This is a genomic window from Planctomycetaceae bacterium (assembly GCA_041398825.1).
Taxonomy (GTDB): Bacteria; Planctomycetota; Planctomycetia; order Planctomycetales; family Planctomycetaceae; genus F1-80-MAGs062.
In genome coordinates this window covers 14,266-39,000 of record JAWKTX010000006.1, presented here as the reverse complement: position 1 = coordinate 39,000, position 24,735 = coordinate 14,266, and the positions used below count along the sequence as shown (strand labels likewise).

General features: G+C 54.4%; 15 protein-coding genes. 6 read left to right on the top strand and 9 right to left on the bottom strand.

Annotation, left to right across the window (positions count from 1 at the left end):
- Positions 1-191 precede the first annotated feature (191 nt).
- Positions 192-1,841: a hypothetical protein gene (locus tag R3C20_12130; GenBank protein MEZ6041250.1), complete on the top strand. Its 1,650-nt coding sequence runs from the start codon at positions 192-194 to the stop codon at positions 1,839-1,841.
- A 60-nt stretch (positions 1,842-1,901) separates the two neighbouring features.
- On the opposite strand, the gene R3C20_12125 is transcribed toward R3C20_12130, so the two are convergent.
- Positions 1,902-3,128 carry a sialidase family protein gene (locus R3C20_12125; protein MEZ6041249.1) on the bottom strand — a complete coding sequence of 409 codons (1,227 nt, stop codon included), beginning with the start codon at positions 3,126-3,128 and terminating at the stop codon, positions 1,902-1,904.
- Positions 3,129-3,543: 415 nt separating this feature from the next.
- Positions 3,544-3,882, bottom strand: a complete 339-nt coding sequence (locus R3C20_12120) for a hypothetical protein (protein ID MEZ6041248.1) — start codon at positions 3,880-3,882, stop codon at positions 3,544-3,546.
- 295 nt (positions 3,883-4,177) lie between these two features.
- Here R3C20_12120 and R3C20_12115 point away from each other — a divergent pair, with 295 nt between their 5' ends.
- From R3C20_12115 to R3C20_12105, 3 genes are all read left to right on the top strand, one after another.
- Positions 4,178-4,615, top strand: coding sequence for a BLUF domain-containing protein (locus R3C20_12115; protein MEZ6041247.1), 438 nt, complete (start codon positions 4,178-4,180; stop codon positions 4,613-4,615).
- Positions 4,616-4,940: 325 nt separating this feature from the next.
- Positions 4,941-5,381 (top strand): hypothetical protein, encoded by a 441-nt coding sequence (locus tag R3C20_12110; GenBank protein MEZ6041246.1) that lies wholly within the window; start codon positions 4,941-4,943, stop codon positions 5,379-5,381.
- A gap of 66 nt (positions 5,382-5,447) precedes the next feature.
- Positions 5,448-5,789 carry a hypothetical protein gene (locus tag R3C20_12105; GenBank protein ID MEZ6041245.1) on the top strand — a complete coding sequence of 114 codons (342 nt, stop codon included), beginning with the start codon at positions 5,448-5,450 and terminating at the stop codon, positions 5,787-5,789.
- A gap of 400 nt (positions 5,790-6,189) precedes the next feature.
- Here R3C20_12105 and R3C20_12100 read toward each other — a convergent pair whose 3' ends face one another.
- From R3C20_12100 to R3C20_12090, 3 genes are all read right to left on the bottom strand, one after another.
- Positions 6,190-8,652, bottom strand: a complete 2,463-nt coding sequence (locus R3C20_12100) for a bifunctional serine/threonine-protein kinase/formylglycine-generating enzyme family protein (GenBank protein ID MEZ6041244.1) — start codon at positions 8,650-8,652, stop codon at positions 6,190-6,192.
- Positions 8,653-8,910: 258 nt separating this feature from the next.
- Positions 8,911-10,350 carry a DUF1501 domain-containing protein gene (locus R3C20_12095; protein ID MEZ6041243.1) on the bottom strand — a complete coding sequence of 480 codons (1,440 nt, stop codon included), beginning with the start codon at positions 10,348-10,350 and terminating at the stop codon, positions 8,911-8,913.
- A gap of 81 nt (positions 10,351-10,431) precedes the next feature.
- Entirely contained in the window at positions 10,432-13,347 is a 2,916-nt protein-coding gene (locus tag R3C20_12090) for a PSD1 and planctomycete cytochrome C domain-containing protein (protein ID MEZ6041242.1), read from the bottom strand.
- A 138-nt stretch (positions 13,348-13,485) separates the two neighbouring features.
- On the opposite strand from R3C20_12090, the gene R3C20_12085 reads away from it, so the two are divergent.
- Complete coding sequence (locus R3C20_12085) at positions 13,486-13,671, top strand: hypothetical protein (GenBank protein MEZ6041241.1); 186 nt, start codon at positions 13,486-13,488, stop codon at positions 13,669-13,671.
- Between the two features lie 273 nt (positions 13,672-13,944).
- On the opposite strand, the gene R3C20_12080 is transcribed toward R3C20_12085, so the two are convergent.
- Both R3C20_12080 and R3C20_12075 read right to left on the bottom strand, forming a co-directional pair.
- Positions 13,945-14,871: a DUF2059 domain-containing protein gene (locus R3C20_12080; GenBank protein ID MEZ6041240.1), complete on the bottom strand. Its 927-nt coding sequence runs from the start codon at positions 14,869-14,871 to the stop codon at positions 13,945-13,947.
- Between the two features lie 430 nt (positions 14,872-15,301).
- Positions 15,302-15,586, bottom strand: coding sequence for a hypothetical protein (locus tag R3C20_12075; protein MEZ6041239.1), 285 nt, complete (start codon positions 15,584-15,586; stop codon positions 15,302-15,304).
- A 68-nt stretch (positions 15,587-15,654) separates the two neighbouring features.
- Between R3C20_12075 and R3C20_12070 the strand changes: the two genes are divergently transcribed.
- Positions 15,655-18,834: a DUF1553 domain-containing protein gene (locus R3C20_12070; protein MEZ6041238.1), complete on the top strand. Its 3,180-nt coding sequence runs from the start codon at positions 15,655-15,657 to the stop codon at positions 18,832-18,834.
- A gap of 190 nt (positions 18,835-19,024) precedes the next feature.
- Here R3C20_12070 and R3C20_12065 read toward each other — a convergent pair whose 3' ends face one another.
- Together R3C20_12065 and R3C20_12060 are read right to left on the bottom strand one after the other, a co-directional pair.
- Complete coding sequence (locus R3C20_12065) at positions 19,025-20,386, bottom strand: membrane dipeptidase (protein ID MEZ6041237.1); 1,362 nt, start codon at positions 20,384-20,386, stop codon at positions 19,025-19,027.
- 305 nt (positions 20,387-20,691) lie between these two features.
- Positions 20,692-24,654, bottom strand: a complete 3,963-nt coding sequence (locus R3C20_12060; GenBank protein ID MEZ6041236.1) for a M56 family metallopeptidase — start codon at positions 24,652-24,654, stop codon at positions 20,692-20,694.
- Positions 24,655-24,735 lie beyond the last annotated feature (81 nt).

The window sequence follows — 24,735 nt, the reverse complement described above, 5'->3', positions numbered from 1 at the left end:
ATCACAAGTCGGTGAACTCTCTGGAAACGCTCAGTATGACGTTTGACAACCCATGGCGATCTATGCCGGAATACAGGCCAACTTCCACAGAATTGAATCGCCGCCGTATTCGCCTGAATGCCCCAAAAGAAAGAACCGTCGTGCCTGATTGCTTCTCGACGACTGACGGACATCCCGGAAATTTCCGATGCGTGCTGTCCACTTATTTAATGACGACAGCAGTGCAACTGTGTTTACTTGTCCTGGCAATACCTGGCTGCGGGGGGGCTGTCAGTCAGTCAGCCGGGACGGAACTGAACAAGTCGCCTGCTTCTGGTTCTGTTGCCGAGGGACAGGAACCCGCTCAGGCAGAGCCGATGAGCGTTGACCCCATCCGTCAGAAAATCGTCGACCACAGGCAGACGCTGCTGGAAGCTGATCGGAGCATGCGGTTCCCCGATCCTCTCGAAACAACTCCCGAAGAAGAGGCTGCTGCACGCAGGTTCGGTCACCTGCAGGCGTTGGAAATCAATGACTATCGGGAGAAGAACGAGTTTCCGCCGATGATCGCTTTCCATCAGGCCAAACCGTTGATTGAAAAATCGGAGGTCTTTCAAATCATTCGACGCATGCCCAAAGGTGGAGCTCTGCATATTCACAGCACGGCAGGAGGGCGTGCAGAATGGTTGGTTCAGGAGTGCCTTCGTCGAGAGGATTGCTACATCTGCTGGCCGGAGAGTACCTATGCAAATGGCTTCCTGCAGCATCTGGTCGGAGAGATTCGGTTCAGTCAGACGGGCGCAGCTCCGGCAGGATTCATTCCAATCCGTGAAGCACTGGCCACGACACCTGATCTTCCCAGCAAACTCCTGCAACTGCTGACGATCGGGGCGGAAGATCCACGCACGCGCGACCGATGGTTCGAGTTCAATAACTGCTTTCTTCGTCTGGGCAGTATCCTGTCCAATGACCAGGCTTATCGAGAATACTTTGAAGACGCATTTCTGACGCTGGCGAATGACGGTGTGATGTACGTGGAACTGCGAACAGGTTTTCCGATCCTCTATTCCAGCGATGGCAAACCATTTCCAAAGGAACGCGCGATTTCCAATTATGTCGAAGCGATGAATTCCGTTCGTCAGAAATTCCCGGAATTCGATCTTCGCCTGATCGCCAGCGATTGGCGCGGGGCCAGCACGGAAGACATGGTCAGAAACTTCCGAAATGCAATCGACGTCATGAAGAAATTCCCTCATCTGTTTGTCGGCTATGATCTGGTCGGTCAGGAAACGGACAATTCCCCCACCTCGCAACTGCTGAACATCTGGCCTGCCCTGATGAACGTCTGCCAGGAACAGGGCCACCCATTCCCAACACTCCTGTTGCATGACGGTGAAAGTGACTGGGCCGACGACGAGAACCTTGTCGATGCACATGTTCTGGGGACTCGGCGAATTGGACACGGCATCAACCTGTACCTGTTCCCGTCTCTTGAACAGGAATTTCGAGCCGGCCCGACAACGCTGGAAGTCTGCCCGATTAGTAATCAGACACTCGGCTATGTGGCGGATGTGCGCCTGCATCCAGCCAACGGATATATTCGACGCGGGCTCACCTGCGTGATTTCCTCAGATGACCCCTGCATTCTTGGCAACGACGGGCTTAGTTACGACTTCTGGACCGTTTGCATGGCGTGGGATCTGGATCTGATGACGTTGAGAGAGCTGGCCAGGAATTCCATCCGACAAAGCTTGCTCGACGAAGACAAGAAAAAGGACCGGCTCGATTCGTTCAACAGAACCTGGCAGACTTTCATCGAACACATCAACCAGACGTACCCGCAACCAAAACTGCAGATTTAGTCTCGAAATCCATCTTCAACCGTCGTTGGATGAGAGAGAACAGACAAGCAGGTGCAGGCTTCAATCAACGAGCTTCCATCGCGCAGCACGGAGTTGAGACATGCCGGTTTCGGGCATGAGTTCGTACCACACAGTCAGAAGGCGACCGTCGTCGAATTCCACGGTTGAAGGATATCCGAGGTCGCCGGTTGCTCCATCGCCGTACAGCACAATAGCCTCAGACCAGGATTCGCCGTTGTCACTGCTGAGTCGAATTTGATTTCCCAGCGGTTTTCGTCGGTGACCATAACTCATCAGGAGACGCCCGTCTTTTAATTTCATCAAATGTGAGGGCATTCCCCACACACCAATCGAAGCGGGCATGGACCAGGTCAAGCCACCGTCGGTTGAATGACACTGAAGTGTCTCTCCGGCGTTCGTCTTGTTGTGGTTTCGGATGTGAACGACTAAACGTCCGTCAGATGCTTCCACTGCGTGCAGTTCGTGATAGTTTTTGTGATCATCACCAGGACGCGTCGGGATATCGGCCAGCCACTTCCACGTCCGTCCATCATCTTCGGAGCGGCAAACACCCACCTTGTTGGGTTCTTCCCACAACATTTTACCTGCATACAAGAGAGTGCCGTCCGACAGATTAATCGGACCGTGCGGACTGTTGACCGGGCAACGATAGGGGCTGGACCACGAAAGCCCATTGTCTTCAGATCGCAACAGCCAGCAAGCCGTGTGTTCCTTGTGTTGCCCCTCCGGAAGTCGACGGTGAGCTGCCTGCCATCGAGCCAGCTGTTCGGGCTTCATCAGCGGTTTATCGGTGCCTGCCGATTCGATGGCTTTTTGCAAAGTCGGCAAATAGGCGAGGGATGTAAAGGTGGTTGCCAGAAGCGTACCGTGCGACGTTTCGATGATACCAGCATCACGATCATCAATAGGACCGTCGGCAATTGTGCGGGCGAACGACCACGTATCGCCGCTGTCATCTGACTGGATCAAATCGACTCTGCCAAACGGGCAGACATGGCGTTCTCGACCTCCGGACGCAACTACGAGGAGCCGCCCGTTCTTCTGTCGGGCGACAGTCGGCCAGCCATAATATCGGTCGTCCGGAAGGCTGAATGTCTTCAGGTCCAGCAATTCAAATTTCGGAACTGCCAACGATTTGTTTGCAGTTCCGGCCTGAGCGCTCAAATGCAGACCTGTCCAGGCGACCGCGCCGGCGGCGGAGGCACACATCGTCCTGAGCACATTACGGCGATCGAGAGAATGGGTATACGGCGATCGGGCAGACATCTGATGACTCCGAAATGGGGAGCGGAAGAAACACGCGCCGTCGTGACTCGTCGAGTTTCGCCGGATCGAAACCCGATCCACCCCGATCGATACACAACGATTGTTACACAGCGAAAAACCTGAACAGGGTCTCTTGCCATCTGACTTTAGCAGGCGAAACAGGTTTGGTCAGCTGGATGAGCAAAAGAACTGCTTCTGGCATCTCCGATGAACCAGTCACGGCGGCTACGGTGCCCCATCGCGATGAAGTGCAACGCAAATGCCCGCGATCGAAAACACCGGGCATCGCAGATTCGCCATTAACTGTCCGTTGAAGAACCGGGGCAGGCGAGCAGGACGACTGTGAACCGTGGTGTTTCAAGGTCTTCTGCTCGAGCCAGTCCTGTTCTTCAACAGACTGCCAAGCTGAGCTAAGTTAACCCCAGGACGCTGGCCAGGCGACGGGATCTGCGCGGTCCCTGAGCAACCACATGCGGCCATCGTTCTCTTCAACCAGCGCCGTGCAGCTTTCGATCCAGTCGCCGATGTTAAAGTATGTCACTCCGTCCAGTGTTTCATGTCTGGGGGCATGGATGTGTCCGCAAATAATTCCCTGAAAGCCACGCGAACGTGCATAGCGAGTCGTGCGCGATTGGAACTCCTGAATATGGTTCGCCATGGAAGGCAGCCACTTCCGCATTACATCAATCAAAGCCGACGGACCATAACACAGCGATGTTGTTCGTTGACTCCACCAGTGATTAGTCAGAAGCATCAGCTCATACGCGCGACAAAACAGCCATCCAATTGAAGCCGGGAGTAGGACCGGAAAGATGCCGCGTCAGTGGGAATCGAATTCTCCGAAAAGTCAGTGAGCCCCTTTACTCTCCAGCGCGATTCATTCGTTCCGTTGACAGCTCATCGGGCGACGCCTGCAAATTTCGGAAAGGCGGCATCCGCAGGAAGTAGTGAAAACCCCTGGCACCAGAAATTTTTCCAGGAATTCTGTGTCGGGAATGCTACGTTTGCGTCTGGAGAAGCTTCACTTCTCAGCTTGGGGGGACACAGAAATGAACGATGACCTGCATTTGCTGGTTTATACGAGTGAATACACGGGCAATCAGAATTCGCTGACGAAGGATCTGAGCGACATTCTGGAAGTGGCCAAACGTAACAACGCCGCCAATGGAATTACGGGCGTCATGTTCCATCAGAACGGTCGTTTTCTTCAGTTTCTGGAAGGTGAAGAATCACAACTACGAAAGCTGACGGCTAAACTGAAAGCAGACAACCGTCACCGTGCAATGGAATATCTCTTCGATGAAAGTCTGGATTATCGGGGTTTTCCGGACTGGAGCATGGATTGCTTCCAGCTTCGTCGCGACGAGGAACTGAACCTGGAGTTTCTGGAACTGATCAGAGACAGCTATCGCCGCAATTTCAAAACCCGTCCCGCAGCTCTGGTACAGGTCTTCAAAGGTTTCATCAACGAGTCCGTACTACAGTAATCCCTGTGGTGTGGTGTGCTGTCTGCTTGTTGGAAACCACGCCGTGTTGCCGTCGTTGTCGTGAGTCTGTGATTGTGATCGCGATGAGCATCGTGAGCATCGTGAGCATCCCCTTCGACGCGGTCTCATTCCGCCGAAGTGGATTCGGTCGGCCGGATGAGCAGGAAAGTTGCTGTTCGTCGCGAGGCATTGCGGGGAAGTCTGCATAACACCCCGCAATCAGGGACGCCGTTGTTTGCACTTCCGATCTGAATTTGCCAATCTGATTCCAGACCGTCCCCGTGATCACGGCGTAATGTCCTGCTTCTGATGCGTTGCGAATCGCATGACACGAACCTACATAAATTTGCTCGATGGATTTCTTGCCGATCCGGCTGATCCGCGGTGGTCGTCCGCTGCAATGACCCGCATGTTTAATTCCTTCGATGGAGACTCCAGGACCAAACTGTTTAAAGTCCTGAAGCACGTTGATGATCGGCTTGCGGATTGCAGCTGCGCACTGACAACAGAACAAACCAACTTTCTTCGCGACGTTACTCTTTTCGCATACACGTCAGGTTGCGCATCCAGCATTCTGCTTTCGGATATCGACTGGTTGCTGGCACGCCTGCAATCGAAGTCCACTCCGCAGCGCGCCCTGATAATTGTGCTGCTGATACCGTGTGACAAGTTGCCGCTCGACACCCGGTCATTGTTGCTCAGACTATTGTACGGCACACCCGGTGAACGATTTCTGGAAACCGATGTTGTGGGTTCACCTGAATAAGAATAACAATCAGTTCAGCCGGAGTTGCGGGATCGCGCCGTTTCTGGTTGCCGGGATGCCCTTGCCATGATTATTGTTGATGCACTTGTCGGGATTCTGGTAGCGGTGGCACTGTTCTACTGGGCAGTGTCGGCGATGATTGATATTGGTGTGTTCTTTATCCGATGCCGCGGCCGCTCATCTACAAGTGCTGTTCCCGGAGTTGCCAGCATGGCCGGGATTGTGGCATTCATCGGCTGTCGCAATTACTTTCAGTTCATTCAGTCGCCGCTCTGGATGATCGGATTCATCCTGCCTGACATCCTGTACCAGACCGGTGAATTGATTCTGTTTCTTCGCATCCGAATTCTAAAATGGCCGGACAAGGCAACCCAACAATCGCCCGAAGCAACATCGTCATCGAAGTAGCAGCATCACCAGACTGCCTAACCTTAGTTTAGATTAGTAGCCAGCTGAAAAACGGGACTGGCTCGAGCAGGAGACCTGACAACACGATGGTTTCCCGACTGCCTTCGCGAATGCGTGAATTCTGTGCACAGAATCGTTTGACGGCAGGTCTGACAAGGTCCTGCACCGGATATGCTGCTCGGGCAGCATTGGAGTGGAACATCAATTCACTGCGATAGCCCGGAGATGTTCGGCGTTCATTCGGGAAAATGCCCCTCGGTGTTCTGCTGCGTCAATCACCAGGCGTTTCGCGGGTGTTTGCGGGTCCGTTCGGGACGTCACTTCGAGCTTGAATCCGGGGTTGCAACGCTGATCCTGGACGTCGACCGCTAGGGACGCGGTGTCGACGGGGTCGTCGAGTCTACAAGCGGTCGGTAGTGGCGGCGGTTGAAGGTTCCGGCGGATGGATTGGCCGGGCGGGCCTGACTCCGAAGGTGCGATGTCCATTTTCGGGCGAGGGGTATTCTGCGTACCGATCGGCTGACCGACAGTAGTTCACCTGCCCATCGAATCCTCCGCCGCGCAGCACGCGTTTTTCTTTCAGCGTTCCCGGAGCCAATCCTTCGTTTATGGGATCTGGCACTTTAGCTTCGGGCTGCAGATAGAAGTCGTTTGAATAAACGTCACGGCACCATTCGATGGCGTTGCCATGCATGTCGAACAATCCAAAAGCGTTGGGTTGTTTTTCTGCTATCCGATGTCGTTCAGAACCAGAGTTGTCCACGTGCCATCCGAGATCATCCATGCTGTGGGCTCCGGAATACGGCAATGGAGAGTTGGCTCGACATGCAAATTCCCACTGTGCTTCTGTTGGCAGGAAGCATTCTGCTGTCTTGCAGAAGGATTCCGCTTCGGCCCAGCTGATTCCGCAAACGGGCATATCGAATGCTGCGGTGTCGCCGGCGACCACAGAATGGATGCGTGCCCAGTTGCCCTGAGTGATTTCATATTTTGAAATCAGGAACGGGCTGAGCGTTACTTCGTGTAGATCTTCGTCGCGTTTTCTGCCGGGTTCGGATGCGGGACTTCCCATGAGAAAACGACCACCCGGGATCAGCACATAGATGATCCCGGTCACGGCGTCCGGACGGTATTCGCCATTCCGGATCTCGGGCAGGAGTCCGTGCCGATGGTCGACGAATTCATAGAGTCCTGACTGTGGGTTTTTTCCAATGGGACAGAGACCTTCGCGGTACTCCAGGACCAGACCGTTGTATTCGGCCCGGAGAGTTTCATCTGCCAGGTGCCAGCGCTCGGCCAGTTGTGCGTCGGAAGGGGTTCGTTGCAGCCATCCGACAACAGCGGCTCTCGGTCCGTCCGATGATGCCAGGTTTTCAAATTCCCGGACCAGCAGTTCGGCTTTACTCTGAGTCAGAGTGGTATCGAGTGCCGAATCTGTCGAAGACATCACCGGGCCGTCTGACAGTTCCGAATTCCCGAGCTCGGCAAGAGCTTTGTCGGCAAGATCTTTTCGAGTGAGGAGATCGTCAGCCTCCGACATCCAGGCGAGCATATGAGTCCTTCGATCTTTCAACGGAAGGTTCACGAGTGCGCCGTGCCGGCTGATGAGTTCGGTGATGTGCGTCAAATCCTCCAGACGCGAAACGACGTGTTGACTGTCCTTCAGTCGCCAGATCGAAAAAGAAATTACGGTCGTCAGCAAGATTGCAAAGACTGCAGACAGTTTGAAAACCGTTTGGTTTCGACGAATCTGTTTTCGGAGTTTGTAAATGAGCCCCGGACGGCGTGCCTGGATCGGCAAATGCTTCAGGTATCTTTGCAGGTCATCCGCCAGCTCGGAGACGCTTGCGTAACGGAGATGGGGGTCCTTCTCCAGACATTTCAGGACGATCCAGTCCAGATCATCTGTCAGTTTCTTTGCCAGTCTTTCTGCGTCGGATTCGTTTCTTGAAGTCGCGGTTTGCCGGGTTCCCTGCATTCGGATGGCTGAGGATGGCGGCATTACCTCCCTTTCGCGGATCACGGACAGCCAGGCAATAGGGGATTCGGCCGTTTGCAGTTCCTTTGCGAACGGAGGTTCACCAACCAGAAGTTCAAACAGCAGCACACCCAGTGAATACACATCTGTCCTGTGATCGACCGTTAGTCCTGGCATTCCGGTTTGCTCAGGACTCATGTATCTGGGCGTGCCGAGAAGCTCGTTAGTCCGAGTCTCCGCATCCTGAAGAGTGACAGACTGCATCGCTTTCGCGATTCCAAAGTCGATGATCTTCACGACATTTTCATTGTCCTGTCGACCAACCATCACATTGGATGGCTTGATGTCTCGATGGATAATCCCTTTTTCATGCGCATGCTGAATGGCGTGGCACACATCGATGAACAGTTTGATTCGTTGTTCGATGGAAAGCCGATTGGTGTCGCAGAAGTCGGCGATCGAACTGCCCTGGATCAGTTCCATGACAAAGAAAATGGTGCCATCCGCCGTTGTGTCAACATCAAACACGCGCGCGATGCCGTTGTGGTTCATCAGAGCCAGCAGTTGCTGTTCCGTTCGAAATCGCCTTGCGATCGATGCCGAATCTGTACCGGCTTTCAACAGTTTGATGGCAACCTGTCGGCGCACGGGTTCTACCTGAATTGCACGGTAGACCTTTCCAAAGCCGCCCCTGCCGATTTCTTCCCGGAGCTCATATCGTCCAATTCGCCGGACATTTGACTGAAGTTGAAACGCCGGTTGTTCGTCGTCATGCGTTGGACTCGGTGCACCCAGAATGGTTTCATCGTTGGTCAGATCTCCCTGCCGGTTCTGCTCCTCACCGGTTGCATCATTGTTCTGCTTTGTCGGAGGTTCCTGGCCCAAGATGATCGGTTCCTGTTTTTCCATCAGGCGACAGCGCCCCTGGCTCCGCCTTGTGAATGATTGAGGATTTGGATTGAGTGTGGGTTTTGCCCGCAACCCCCGAATGTTCCTCCGGGTCAGTGCAGCCGGGGAGGATACCAGCAGACAGAGACTGATTCCATGAGAGACGGAGTGCGATTTCTGCCAACGGAAACAGGCGTGGCCTTTGCAACGATGTCGCGTCGCAGGACTCAGGTGTTGATCAGATCGCCGTTCTGATCAGGCGAAGACTTCCTGAATGACTTCGCCACCAAAGACCGTTGGGATTTCGTCTCGATTATTATGACGCCATGTCAGTCGGTACTGATCAATTCCCAGAGCGTGAAGCAGTGTTGCGTGCAGGTCCGCCGGTGCCAGTGGACGTTCGACAGGGACGTACCCCAGTTCATCCGTGGATCCGATCACCTGCCCTCCTTTGATTCCTCCTCCGGCCAGCCACATGGTGTAGCCAGCCGGCGAATGATCACGGCCGCGTCTGGCTCCTCTGGCCCCCCCTTCAATGGTTGGTGTCCTTCCAAATTCGCCACCCCAGACCACCAGCGTATTTTCCAGCAGGCCGCGCTGCCTGAGATCCTTCAGCAAGGCTGCAATGGGGCGATCGGTTTGAGCGGCCCGCTTCAGGTGATTGGACTCCAGGCTGCCATGGGCATCCCAGCCGCCATTGCGAAGCTGGATGCATCGCACGCCGCGTTCAACAAGTCTTCGCGCGAGCAGGCAGTGAGTCCCAAATTCAGCAGTCTCTGGCTGATCCAACCCATACATGGACTGGATCGACTGAGGTTCCGTTGAGATGTCGAACACTTCTGGCGCGGCCGCCTGCATGCGATAACCCAGCTCAAACGATGCGATACGCGCTTCCAGTTCCTGATCCGGTCCCTGGCGGCTCAGGTGACGTTGATTCATTTCATTGATGAATTTCAGCTGCTGGCGACGGGTCTTTTCCGTGTACCCGCCGGGCATCTCGGTGAAGGGCACCCCTTTTTGGCCGTCAACCAGAGTCCCCTGGTATCTGGCTGGAAGAAACCCGGTCCCCCATCCCGGCAGTTGCGGCGGCGGTCCGGTGACACTGGATAGAAAGACCATGAATCCGGGAAGATTCTGCGATTCACTTCCCAAACCATAGCCAGCCCAGGCACCAAGACTGGGGCGATCGCCCACTCCGCTTCCCGTCAACGCAATACACTCGCCAGGACCATGCACAGGGATCCGGTGATTCAGCGATCGAATCACGCACAGATCGTCCACCATTTGTGCGGTTTCAGGGAACAGGCTGGAAACCGAAATTCCGCTTTCGCCGTATTGCCGAAACGAAAACGGCGACCCGAACAGCTTCGAATTCACACCCGATCGGGGAATATTAGGGACCGTCGACGCGATCGATTCGGGAACAAGCTGCCCATCCAGTTTCGATAGCATAGGTTTGGGATCGAACGTATCTGTCTGTCCCGGGCCACCCGACATGAACAGAAAAATGATGCTGCGAGCTTGTGGAGCATGATGCGGTCCCAACTGCCCCACGGCGGATTCAGCGCCTGTGCATTCCTCCATCAGCAACGACGACAATGCCAGGGAGCCAAAGCCAAGCGCGCTTTCCTGCAGTAAAGTTCGGCGAGTCCACGTGGGCACGCTTTGGCTCAAACGCGATGAGAAATTATTCACTCGTTCATTCTCACAGGAGGCGATAATGGGAAGCAGTTGGTTACAGGAAGCCGGGGGGGTTACTGGACGCTGAATTGACGATCAGGGGATGTAAACAAACTCATTCAGATTCAACAATGCGTGACACAATCGGGTGAGCGGCAGATGTGTCGAAGTGGAAGAATTGGAAGGGGGGGACTGTTTGGAAGTTGCCAGGACCTCGTGGGCGAGCACGCGTTCCGCCGCATCCGGGAGCCTTGACAGTGTCCGAAGAAACGCCTGATCGATTTGTGAATCCTGATCGCTGGCCGCTTCGGAAACGCGCTCGGCCAGCGCAGTCGCTCGCCGCGCCATAAACTCACTATTGAGCAGGAACAGAGGTTGAAGTGCGACTGTCGAAACAGCTCGGCGCGAACAGCTCGCAATGCCGCTGGGTGCATCAAACATTTCCATGACCGATGGCATCGCGCTGCGCTGCTGAAACAGGTAGATGGTCCGTCGAGGCTTTTGTTCTTCACGTTCCGGCGGAATACTTATTCCGCCGAGGCTGCGATCGAGTTCACCGGTTGCAACCAGCACGGAATCCCGAATTGCTTCGGCTTCCAAACGTCGTCGCGGCCATGTCCAAAGCAACTGATTTTCGGGATCAATGGCTGCGTTCGTTTCGTGATGCATTCTTTGCTGTCGAAACACGGCGGAGTCGGCAATCAGGCGGTGGATATGCTTCGTGCTCCAGCCATGGTCCATCAACTCACACGCCAGCCAATCCAGCAACTCAGGATGACTGGGCTTCGACCCGCCAATACCAAAATCGCTGGCTGTCGCCACAATGCCGCGTCCAAAATGCCCCTGCCAGATTCGGTTCACCCACACTCGAGCGACGAGTGGGTTCTGCCGGTCTGTCATCCAGTCGGCCAGCGCAGAACGACTTCTGGGTCCCAATTTGTCGGGGGTTGCTCCCAGAACTTCCGGCCATCCCTCACGGACAGGCGGGCCCGGACTTCCAGCGTCGCCCCGGATCAGCATGTGTGCCTGCATCGACTTTAGTGCTGCTGGCTGCCAGCGAATCGGACGGCGGTTCACCACTGGAAATCGTTCGATGTCCGGATCACCCGTGGCTGCCGAAAGGTATCCCCACGTATGCGGCCGATCAGTTGCCTGGAACAGCTTCTTCGAGGTCAGAGACTTCACCTCTTTGGAATAGAAATCAAAGGATGGCTCAGGAATCCATTCGCTGATATCTGTCGGGTTCGGAATATTCGGGTCACGCAGCGAAAGATTGCCCAGCTGACCTTGAATAAAGAAAGCCTGCATGCGGTAGTAGTCACGCTGACTGATGGGATCGATTTTATGATTGTGGCACTGAGCACATTCGAGCGTCAGACCCAGCAATACGCTTCCTGTTGCGTTAACGATATCCACCAACACATCATTGCGCTGAATCGCATCGTCTTCCTGATTGCCGCTGATACGCGCTGCTGCGAGAAATCCGGTCGCAATCAGATTCTCATCCGAATAGGGCTGCAATTCGTCGCCAGCCAGTTGTTCTTTGATGAACTGGTCAAAAGGTTTGTCCCGATTGAAGCTGTCTATGACGTAGTCGCGATAACGCCATGCATAAGGGCGGACAAAATCATGCTGGTAACCCTGACTCTCAGCCCATCGAGCCAGATCCAGCCAGTACCGCCCCCAGCGTTCCCCATAATGTGGCGATGCCAGAAGTTCATCTACCAATTCCGAACAGGCATTGTCGGGCGACTTCAGCCGGAACTCGGTCAGCTGTTCCGGAGTTGGCGGCAAGCCCGTCAAGTCGAGATACAATCGCCGAGCCAGTATGTCTGGTGGCGCTTCGTTCGCATGCTGCAGCCCGGCATCGATGTGGGATCTCAGGATGAATGCGTCCACCGGAGTTTGCACCCATGAGTCACCGATCCTGGGAACTTCAGGTCGACGGATCGGCTGAAACGCCCAGTGATCCGATGTGACTCTCGGCGTCGGCAGTAATTCTTCGTCCCAGACCATTCCCTGATCTATCCACGCTTTCAGCAGCGCGATCTGCTGGTCTTCGAGTGCGGGCTCATCCTGTGGAGGCATACGCTGTTCCAGTTTGGACGTAGTCACGGCGTCGATGAGCTTGCTGTGGTTACTTCGACCGCGAATGGCCAGAACATCTCCTGTGCTGTGCCCAAAATACTCACGCAGCACATCCAGCCGGTAACCAGACTCCGGATTGTCACCCGCATGGCACGAAAAACAGCGATCCTGAAGCAACGGATAAACATCTCGCCTGAAATCGACCTGCTGACTCCAAACCACGCCGTTGTGTCCGGGCGATTCCATCGAAGTCGTCTGCCGCAGTGTTGTGACGTCACTTGTGACTGTCTCCCAACTGGCAGTGAGCAACAGATTTCGTACGCTGATTTCGTCGGTGGATTCGGTCTTCACGCCGGTTGCAAATCCCAGCCACTGAATCGCACTGATGCTCGGCGCGCCGGTCAGGGTCGCATCGGGTTTGGCTGCATCGTCTGGATGTGGATCGATCCAGAGTTCAATTGTGCTGTATTCTGACCGCGATTCTTCATCGGAATTTGTCAGTCTCACGACGACTCGATGCCACTGTCCGTTCTTCGGCTCGATGCGGCTCCACACAGTGTTCGCGGGATCCGTACGCACCATGAATACGTTGCGGCCCTTTGAAGGGCCTCGGTCCGCGTGATGAATCCCGATGTTCGGCACCCCTCGCGCATGTGTCGCCTGGTCACCGCCATCAATGCGATCCAGCCAAAGCACGAAGAACTCCGGGTCTACCGCCGTTGATTTTGAGTCTGTTTCTGATGCTGCGTCGCTGCAGTAACGAATTTCGAAAGCGACATAAACATCTTCGCGGCTGATTGGCTGTTCCAGTGGACGACGGATGGGGTTGTTGCGATCGCCGGTGCCACGAATCCGTCCGAAGGATTCCGTGATCTCAGTCGTCCCGTTCTCCATGACAGATTCGATGATGGATTCTGCCGTCATGAATCGCGATGTCTTCCATGGTCCACGCCAGCCTGATCCGCTGTTTGCCCGGTGGAGAGGGTGCGATGTCTGATCGAACGTCTCGATGGCAATGATGTCTTCGACGCTTGAAGATGGTGATTGGGCGAGCACAAATGAATGACAGACGGTCAGCCAAAATACAGCGACGCTCAAAAGCCCGAAGGAGAAAAAGCCGCGGGGGAAAAAGCGGCAGGATCGATGATGGTGCCTGAAATCGGCATTGTGCTGTGGCACTCAACTTCTCCTCAATCTCTCGTTCCTGTCTCAGAGGCAGCGTTGTGGCGTGTCTTTTCGGATCTGTGAAGCCGATTCAACAGGTTACCAATGATCTTCAGCCAGTGCACTCCCGAATTGAGCGAGAGTTGCGGCCTTGCCGCCTTTTACTGGGTCCCGATGAAATCCTGCGGTCGGTTTGATCGGCTTCCGTCGGCAAGGCATTTGAGGCCACGCAGGGACGATCGATCCTGAGACAAATGGTCCGGGAGAAACTCATGGAAGGAATCAGGTTCAGATGTCGGATGCGCGGCCGGCCCTGCTGAGACGAAAGCGGTATTCCCGCCGGCCGCTGTCACCGGCTCATTCTTCGATCAACTCATAGCCATCCGGTATGGAAGGGATCCTGAATGGTGTGGTTGTTTCCTTGATTTCGATCCAATCTTCAACCGGGGAACCTTCTTCAACCAAACGACTTTGCAGTTCTGTCGCAGAGATTTGCTCGATGATATAGATAGTGACGATTTCCGGGTCTGCTTCATTGGTTTCGATTAACAGACGACCCTCCAGGAACCAATGAGACCGGCTTGTGATTCGCGTGTAGGTCTTCTCGTTTGCATCGATTGTCACACCAGTGAATTTGAATGACCCATCTGTTTTGCGTTCCACCAGGTTGTAGTCTGTAAGGCCCGGGGTTTCTTCGATGATTTCGTACCACGAGCGGCAGAGTTGTTCCATTGGCAGTGGAGTTCCATTTCGAGCATTTTCTATGGCCTTCCGCCCGACTCCTTCCATGGCCGCTTCGATTCTTGAGACCTGCGATTGTGCGATCTCTTTCAGATAGGAATGTACAATTTCCTGAGTGATGTTCTTGAAGACTTCTGTAGACAGGGCGGCCTGCTGTCCGAGCCACTTTTGACCGATCTCCGATCGATGAAAGGTCAGCAAAGCCTGAAGTTCGTCTTCTGAAAAACGCGATGCCAGATCCCTGGCAAGCTTGTCCTGTAACTTCTCCCAGCGAATCCTTGAAGTGAGGTCAGGACGAACAGCCTGAAGCTGCCGGATCAATTTCTTCCTGCTGTTGATCTCCCCCTGAAATGGAATCTGGACGTCCGGAGCGACCGTGATGACCTGATCCAGAAATTCATTGAATGCGGTATCGGAAATCAGTATCCGCGCAAGCTTTATTGAGGGATGGTCTCCAGCGTCCTGAGCGATTCCATTGCCAGCGAACAACAGCCCCACAAGAAAACAGGACGACAACGTAAGCTCTGAGATTCTCGTGGACATGGTTTCTTTCCAGACGCTATACGATTCTGAGGCCGGGTATTCATTGTGCGAGGCTTGCTGCTGGCAGCTTGCAGCCTGTTGACAAACGGGGGTGGCTCGAGCAGGAGACCTTAAAACACGACGGTTTCCAGTCGCCCTGCGTGCCTGTCCCAGTTTTTCAGCGGACAGCTAGCGGATCGTGGCGTGTTGTTATTGATTCTGGGCGAAGCCTTGTCAAGGAACTGCATTCTTCTCACGAGACAGTTCGAGTGCAGCCACCGATCGATGCCTGTCCTGATTCCATCCATGTGGATTCCATCCGTGTGCAAACGGTTTCGATTTCATTCCCTTCGATGGACGAATCAATTGTCACCTCCGCTGAAATTGGTGCATCGATCCCTGAAGCAATGCCGCCCTCCCGAAATCCGGGATAAGTGGCAGGCGAGTGAGTTCATTCTGGTGCCTGAGGACGTGTGAGAATGGTCAACACGGCAGAGACGGCAGCACCAATCAGGAATCCGGTGCCGACGGTATCCCAACCAAACCATGGTCGCCCGAATTGCGCACTCATCATGACAGTGCCGAGGATCCCGCCCGTGAGCACGTTCTGCACGACGTGACCAAAGAGCCGGGATCGGTGATTCGGGTTGTCGGTCGAAGTTTCAGATAGCGGTGCCGAGTAAGGGTTCTGTGAGTCGGCGCTGGCGTCAATGGGGTTTTCGTGCGTGTCGGCCATGAATTGCAACTCAAGTCACAGAATAATGGTGGTTCGGTCATCAACGCGTTACCATGAGGGTCCCGCCGATGTTTCTTCAGACCTTCTTCCAAAGTGGATTTCCCGTGAACTACTTTCGAATAGTTGTTCCGTCTCTTGTTTTGCTCGCCTTTTCATCGATCGCCACGGCTGCAGAGATCCGTTTCAATCGTGACGTGCGGCCCATTCTGTCGGCCAGGTGTGTCGCATGCCATGGCCCGGATGATACACACCGGGAAGCGGATCTGCGACTTGATCAGGAAGAGGGAATTCATGCTGTCTTTGCCGGAGGAATCCGGAACAGTGAAGCATGGGCACGGATGATTTCAGACGACGAAGAGCTGGTGATGCCCCCGAAGGATTCGAATCACGAGCTTGACGTGAATGAATTGGCCACGCTGAAGCAGTGGGTGGAAATGGGAGCTCCGTGGGAAGGACACTGGTCTTTTCTGGCGCCGCATCGTCCGAATGTTCCGATGTTTGAAGAGCCTGATCGGCAGAACTGGATTCGAAATCCCATTGATGCGTTCATCATGCAGCAACTGGCTGCGGAAAATCTGAAGCCGAACAACGAAGCTGACAAAGAACGTCTGCTGCGTCGGGTGACAATGGATCTGACCGGGCTGCCTCCGACGATTGAGCAGATTGATGCCTTCATTGCTGACTCGTCTGACGATGCCTACGAGAAAGTGGTTGATCGTTTGCTCGCCTCTCCACACTATGGCGAACGGATGGCGGTCGTCTGGATGGATGCCGCTCGGTACGGCGATACCAGTGTTTTCCATGCGGATGGCCCTCGCGATATGTGGCCATGGCGAGACTGGGTCATTGAAGCTTACAACAGGAACATGCCGTTCGATCAGTTCACTGTTGAGCAGCTGGCAGGTGATCTGCTGCCAGAGGCGACAACGGAACAGAAAGTGGCCACCGGATTTCTGCGCAATAACGCAACCACTGACGAAGGTGGACTGATTGAAGAAGAATATCGTGTGGAATACGCGATCGATCGAGTGAAAACGACATCGATGGTCTGGATGGGTTTAAGCATGGAATGTGGTCAATGCCATAGCCACAAGTACGATCCGATTAGCCAGGATGAATATTACAAATTCTTTGCCTTCTTTAATCAGGCTTCCGACCCGGGCAACCAGACTCGCAACGGAAATCAGGCCCCGATTGTTGATTTGTTCGACAAAGAAAAACTGGCTCAGGCGGATGAACTTCAGGTGCAGCTTGAGGCAATCAGCCCGCAGCTGGATGCGCGGTCGCAGGCAGCGGAAGAAGACTTTCAGAAGTGGCTGGTCGCGGCGACAGTCAATGCTTCGGGGCAGCCACTGATTCCCTCTGATACCCGATCACATATTCCACTGGACGAGGGCAGGGGACGAGACGTTGCCGACGTTTCGAATAATGAACGTAAAGGGCGGCTGAATGGTCCGGTGAAATGGGCCGATGGTCGGTTTGGCAAAGCGTTCGAATGTAACTCGCAGAATTATGTTGATATGAAGGATGCCGGCGACTTCGATGGCAGCCATGGATTCAGTTATGGCGCGTGGATCAAACCGCAGGGGCCCGGCACGGGGGCTCCCATAGCACGCATGAACAATGCCAATGGATTTCGCGGTTACGATATTCATCTTGTGAACGGTGAATTTGACGTTCACATCATCCACAGATGGCCGGACGATGCGATCAAGGTCCGATCAAAAAATAAACTCAAGCCGGATACCTGGCAGCACGTGTTTGTCACGTACGACGGTTCGAAAAAAGCTGCCGGTGTCAAGCTGTTTGTTGACGGTCAGGTTTGGGACTGGGATATCGAACAGGACCGCTTGAAGGGGAGCATCAAGTCCGAAGGGCCGTTCTACCTGGGGCGACGCAACGGTGGGTCCAACTACAACGGACTGATTGATGACGTACGTGTCTATGGTCGGGTTCTTGCCGAATCTGAAGTGGCGGCCCTGGCTGGTAACGATCCCATCACTCCACTGCTGGCCAAAGCAGCCGATCAACGGACCGATGGTGAACGGGAATTACTTCGCAACCACTATTTGAATGTTCTGGACGAGCCTTACAAGGCATTGACGGCCCGACAGGCTGAGCTGTCTTCGAAGGTAGCGGAACTTCGAAAGCCCTATGTTAACGTCATGGTCATGAACGACGTTCCTGCTATGCGGGAAACGTTTGTTCTGAATCGCGGAGATTACGCTTCGCCGCTGAAGGATCGCAGAGTTGAACCTGGTGTGCCGGCTGTGCTTCCACCCCTTCCCGTCGACGCGCCGGGTAATCGGCTTGGGCTGGCGCGGTGGTTGGTATTGCCGGAGAATCCTTTGACAGCAAGAGTGGCCGTCAATCGTTACTGGGCGATGTTATTTGGTGAAGGCATTGTCCGGTCTCTGGAAGACTTCGGTGCTCAGGGAGAATGGCCCAGTCACCCCGATCTGCTTGACTGGCTGGCCGTCGATTTCGTGGAATCCGGCTGGAATATCAAGCGTATGTTAAAGCAATTGGTGATGTCTTCGACCTATCGCCAGTCCGCGGCCGTCTCTCCCGAAAAGATGTCGGCAGATCCTGAAAACCGGCTTCTGGCACGCGGTACACGCTACCGACTTCAGGGTGAATTCGTTCGTGACAATGCGTTGGCGGCCAGTGGTCTTCTGGTCCCCGATATTGGTGGACCAGGAGTCAAACCGTATCAGCCGCCCGGTCTCTGGAATGAAGTCAGTCTGGATGGAAATCTCCGCTTTGTTGCCGACGCGGGGGATAAGCTGTACCGACGGTCGATGTACACGTACTGGAAGCGTTCATCTCCTGCTCCGATGCTGACAATTTTTGATGCACCCACGCGCGAGAAGTGTACGATGCGGCGAGGACGCACAAATACTCCACTGCAGGCGCTGGTGACGTTGAATGACCCGCAGTTTGTGGAAGCGGCCCGGGTGCTGGCAGAACGAGCCATTCGATCGGGGGGCGATTCTGTCAGTGATCAGATCATTTTCGCATATCGTCTGGCGACAGGGCTCCGCCCGAGCAAGTTGACTCTTCAAACGCTGACAGATGCATTTGCCGAAGAGCTCGCGCGGTTCGAGCAGGATGAAGAAGCAGCCGCTCAGTTATTGTCTGCCGGTGAATCGCCTCGCGATGAATCGATTGCGGCAAGCCGACACGCTGCTATGTCTGTCATCGCCAGTATCATCCTGAATCTGGATGAGACTCTGACTCGAGGGTAAAGCCCGGGACTCAGTCTTGCAGGGCAGCTTTGGTTTTTGTTTCATTGATCGTGGCTGACACAACGGAGTCTGTTCGGATTCGTTGCGATCACGGAAGTCCTGGGAATCAAGACCCATGCAGGGTGCCTGCATTGAGATGATTGGATCCGTCTAGCCTGGCATCGAACCGAAGGATGGAACCGGCAATTGTTCATCCTTCTGGTTGCAACGACTCACTGATGACTCGCATCACGTTGCCGCCGATAATCCTGCGAATGTCATCATCCGAATAACCGCGCTGAACGAGCCCTACCGTGAACAACGGCCAGTTTGTCCATGACAGGCTGGCGGTCATTTCGGGCGTTTCCCTGAAGTCGTCCTTCGGCCAGAGTGAACGAAACGGATCCCGGCTTCGTCCGCGTCTGGGCACTTTGCGATTTTCCGCTGCCGTGTTCTGAGAGGAATACGCAACATCCGTCCCGATGGCCACATGATCCGCTCCGAATTTCCTGACGGCGTAATCGATGTGATCCAGCAACGCGTTGATATCTCCGGTTCTTCGAAGAAATCGGGGAATACAACAGATGCCGATATAGCCGCCCGAGTCGACGATCGCTTGAATGACTTCATCAGGCTTGCTGCGGATATGTGGAAACAGCGCCGCGCAGGTCGAATGGCTGGCAACGACAGGGCTTGTTGAGACCTGCGCTGCTTCGAGACTGGTCTGCCATCCCGAATGGGCGCAATCCGGAATCACACCGATGCGATTCATTTCTGCAATTGCTGTACGCCCGAAGTCGCTCAGACCCGCATTTGACGTTTCTCCACAGCCATCGCCAATCATGTTGCGACGCTGATAAGTGAGATGCATCATGCGAATGCCAAGCTGGAAGAATATCCGGACGTAAGCCAGTTCATCTTCTTTTGTCTCCCATTGCTGGGTCAGCGGTATGCCGTTGCCGGTCAGGTAAAGCGCATGCCTGCCAGCCGCCTTTGCTGCCTTGACGTCGTCCGGGACGGCGGCTTTGACAACGGAATCTCGCAGCATGTCAGTGGCAAATGTGAATCGAGCGAGTCGTTTGACCAGTCGCATCGGATCCTGGCCCTCCTGGCCGGCATTCTGGAAGACACAGGTGACGCCGGAAGCCCGCCAAGCACTCAGATACTCCTGTTGCTCGACGAGATCACGGACGTACCGTGTCATGGTCATTTCCTCACGCAGATCTTCAATTTCCTGCTGTGAGGCACCTGCTTCCATCTGTTTGGCCAACAAGTCTCCATCGATGGCTGCTCTCGGCGAAAATCCGTAGGAATCGAACACAACCGATTCGCTGTGGATCCGCAGGCCTCGCTCCAGTTCCATTGCCGTCGGCTTCAGGATTGACAGTGCGATGTCACGGGCATTCCGGATCTGAGGATTCAGGTTGTGAGTTAACGCACTGAGCGAGTCGTCAGCTTGCTGATCTGTCCGAGCACCTGCCGCCGATGCGCCTGTCACTGATGCGCCTGTCGCTGCTGCTGCTGACGCCAGTGAACTGCAGGTTGTGGCCTTCAGGAACGTACGCCTCTGCATCGAATTGCCTTTCCAGCCCCGGGGACTCGTCCTTCACCAACGGAATCAGCGAATGATCGATTCGATCGGTGATCCAACATCGCATGTGCTGCCTGCATCATGTGAAGTTGCGGCAGGAAGGTCAACTTTGTTGTCTCGCACCATCCGGATGGTGTGATGGTTGCATGTGTCGCACAGTGAAAAGAACGCTGGGTGAACAGAACGCGGATGAGCAGAACGCTGGATGAGCAGAACGCTCAGAGTTCTTCTGTCGAATACAGTGATCAGTCTTCTAAATGACTTACAGCGGAGTGAACGGATGGCTTTTATTCTGGTGGTACTGGCGAAAGGCCTCGTCCAGGCACCAGTTCAACTTCCCATCGTACGGGCGAGGTCTCTCCACCGGTTAATGAAAGATGCTGGTTCTTCGGCGTCGCTGGAGGTTGGATACGATAACCACCCGCCGGAAGCAATGTGATCTTTGATCCTTTGATAGCGGCACCTTCAACCTGTCCGGTGTAGGTAATCGGTTCGAGATTGTCGAAGAGGAATTCGCCGATGGCATCTGTCTTTGTTCGGATGTTGTCTGCAAATGACGCTTTCGTGAAATCCCGCGGATAGATCCGGATGTCTGCGTTGGGCACAGGTCGTCCGGTGGCTGCGTCAATCAGAATTCCTCGTGCAGATACAGCAGGCGTAAGCTGCACACTGTAATGGCCGTCCTTCCGGCTCAATTCGTCGAGCGCCGCCAGTTTTCCGATGAAGCCGTGGGTGTTTCGGATTCGCACGAAGCCCCTCACTGTCAGCGGTCCGTCTTTCACATCAGGCAGTCCATGCTCAAAGCGAGCGACACCATTCTGGTCGGTTGCTGCGGTCAGTGAAAGGCTATTTCCTGCATCGGTTCCTTCACACTTCAGGCTGATGGATAGCTCGACAGAATCAGTTGTCAGTGGCGATCCGTCAGGAGCGGTGATTTGAACAGAGACTGGCTTTGCTGGTGCCAGCTGCAATTCGAGATTTTCAATCGGATTTTCCCCGTCAATCGTGAATGGGTGACTCAGGCACCATAGAAGACCACCATTATCGTGATGGCGTGCGAAAACGACGTAGGTCCCGCCAAAGGGCAGTGACTGGAAGAATCTGGAGTTGCCGGAAGCCGATGAAGGATTCAAACGGCGATTGTTTTTCTGCCACTTCGAAAACCATGAGACTTTCGCGGGATAGACAGTGACAAAACCGGAATCGGCTGGTGTTCCGTCCGGATTTCGAATTTCTCCCGTCACAGCGCCCGCTGGTTCTGCAGGGATATCAATGACTTGCGGTCCGGTCCCACCTGTAATCGTTGCGGTTTGCCCTTCGTAAGAAACAAAGTAACCCACCAGATTCTGGGGTTCGTAACGGAGGACAGCTCCGATTGGTACACTCAGCTGAACCTGATTCCTGTCTAACAATATGGAACGCACAGGTTCGTTCATTTCGGGTTCTGTGCCAAACCATGATACCTGCAGATAGCCACGTGCCGGAGCATCTTCCCTGATCCCGGTGAGTCGAAGAATGACATTGCGAGTGGGAAGGTTGGTCTGTGTTGTCTCCTGCACGGCCTCCTTCGGAGGCAGATTGACAACAAGGTCATCGATCGAATGTGTTACTTGTACCCGGTGGCGGGTAGAGAAATCCGGAAGGCGAAATTCCAGCGAACCGGGCACGACGTCAGGAATCGTGAAATGACCATCCGAGCTGACACTGGTGTTCATCAGGGACCCATTGGTGTCTGAACTGTACAGGGGGTTTTCGTACTGCAGAAGGTAGGTGGACTTGGTTGCTTTTCTGCCGGATCCCGTGTTGTGTGGAAGTTGCGAGAGTTCGCCCGTGATTTTTCCGGAGACGACAACCGGCTTCGCCAGGTGAATGGTCCGTTCCTGTTGTCCGGCCTGCAGTTCCGTGATTCCCTGAGTACCATATCCGTCTGCGACAATCGCGGCTGAATAGGTAGATTCATCCTGCAGTTGATCGATCACCAGTTGCCCGTCTGCATCTGATTCGCCCAGAGTCAGCCAATACCGCCGGTCACTGCTTCGCGGATCACTTGAATGTATTGTTGAGGGATGGCCCGCATGATTCTGTGTCAAAAGGGTCTGGACGCAGACGGCTCCTTTCACGGGTTGTTTTGTTTCGGCATCCACGATTCTGAGGACCGATGGCCTCGCTGTCTTCAACATCAGTTGAGTTGGTGAGTCTGATGAGAGATTGACTTCCCAGGAGTTGTGCTGATACCCCGGTGCCCGAACGATCAACCGGTAAACCACCGGGCCACAGTGACGCAGTGGAATGATTCCATTCTCACCGGTTGTTTGCTGAAGATTGTTTGTTCCTGTCGTACCGCCTCGCAGCTTGAAAATCGGGCCCCCGGTTATCGTTGCCCCGGAAATAGATTCACCCTGTTCGTTGGTTACATGTACCGTTGTGTCGAAACCGCGGGTTAGTGTGATTTCCATTGTGGTCGCGTCTGACTGTTCGAACAGATCCCTGGCTTCAGTGGTAAACGGAGCAAAGCCGGGCGCTGACCCTCCCAGGATAAACTGGCAGCGAGGCAGCTTCATTGTGATCTCATGGACCTCAACGGGTTCTGTGGGGCCCGACAAATTGTCTCCTGTGGAATGAGTTGAACCGCCCGGTAAACGAACGACATATTGCCGACGAATGACAAGTTCTTTTGGAACTGGTGTTCCGTCTTCGGTCCGGAGAATCACTTTGACATCCAGCATATCCGTCTGTGGATCCGGAAAGCGATCTTCCGTGGCGTCTGGATTGTCTGACCGATCGACATCCTGTTCAGACCGCTGTAACAGGGAGCTGCCTCCGGGCACGAAGACTCCGGTGTTCTCGGCCTGCAGACGAGCCAGCGTTTCCACTCTTTCCGCCGGAGTCAGCAGTTCTGCCACTTTCTTCACAGCGATGTCGGTGCCTTTCTGAATGGCGATAGTTGTTCCGATCAGGGCGGCAAGAGCGAGTATCAAACCCGTTCGAGTAAACCGTGGGGTTGATCGTTGCTCAGGGTCAGCCAGCCGGGTGACACGATCCTTTAATGTTGTGAGATCGGTCTTGTCCGAAAGTGCCATCACGAAAGCACGCTGTTGTCCCGCTTGAGTGTTCGGTATCTTCAAGTTTGGGTCACGCGACTCTTCATTCCATGTACCGGCGGCCACGTTCAACAGGACCCGCGCGAACTCAATTGACCTTCCCGTGGTTCTGGCGGCCACAGCATCACAGCAGGCCTCTCGCTCAATCCTTACCTGTCGACTCATCCACCAGACAGCTGGATTAAAGAAAAGTGCTGATTCAATCATCATCTGAAGCAGGTTAACCAGCGCGTCGTAACGGCGGACGTGGGCAAGTTCGTGGGCAAGAATCATTTCCCAATGGTCGATCGGAACGCCGGTCAGCATCGCTGGCGGAATCAGCACGACAGGTTTGAAAAAACCGATAACCGCAGGCGTTGTCGTTTGGTTGCTCATCGCGAGTCTGACCAGCTGGGGCAGCCGCATGCGCTTGCATAATTCCATGGCAAAGGATTCAAGTTGAGCCAGTTGCGATTGTTCGTCTGAGAGTAATTCCTGCCTCAGAGTGCGCATGCCAATCAGAGCATTCAGCGTTCGGGAAAACATGAATAGCACGCCTGCGATCCAGATCACTAACAGCCATCGACTGGCACGCTGCCATTGTTGAGCGGTCGCTCTTCCTGATTCTGGATCTGGATCTGATTCCGAATCCGTTGTCACTGTTTGCTTCGGCGAATCCGATTGTTTCACAGTAAACGGCGATGTTGTACTCGGTCCGGATCCTTCGCTTACATTCGGGGCATGGACTGGAGGTGTGTTGTCGCCGGACGTCAGCGGGGCCGACATCGTTCCAGAGTCGCCTGTGTTTTCTGTTTTTCGGTCGAGTCCTGCATGGTCGGAGTGCGAAATATGGTTGGCATGCACGTCAGGCACAGCGACATGAGCTTCAGACGCAGGATCGGTCTCATACTTTCGAAGGGCATTGGTCTCTCGAAGGGCATTGTGCGCTCGAAAATAGTGCAGGCCTGAGGCCGCGGCAAATGTGCCCACAGTGGTGAGCAGAAGTCCGGCCAGCGTGATTCCGTATCGCAGATTGCAATGCCGTGCGGGGAGACGACTTAATGCAAACCAGACGAAAAGCCCGATCGCTGCGCTGATCCACAGAGAATGCAACAATGCTTCGACGATGATCTGAGCGTGATTTGCCAGCCAGTCTGGGAATTGAGTCATCATTCAGCTCCGGTTGTTTGCTGTGACGAGATCGCTGTCTCTGAGAACTTGCATCGTTCGCGATTGCATCGTTTGGGGGAA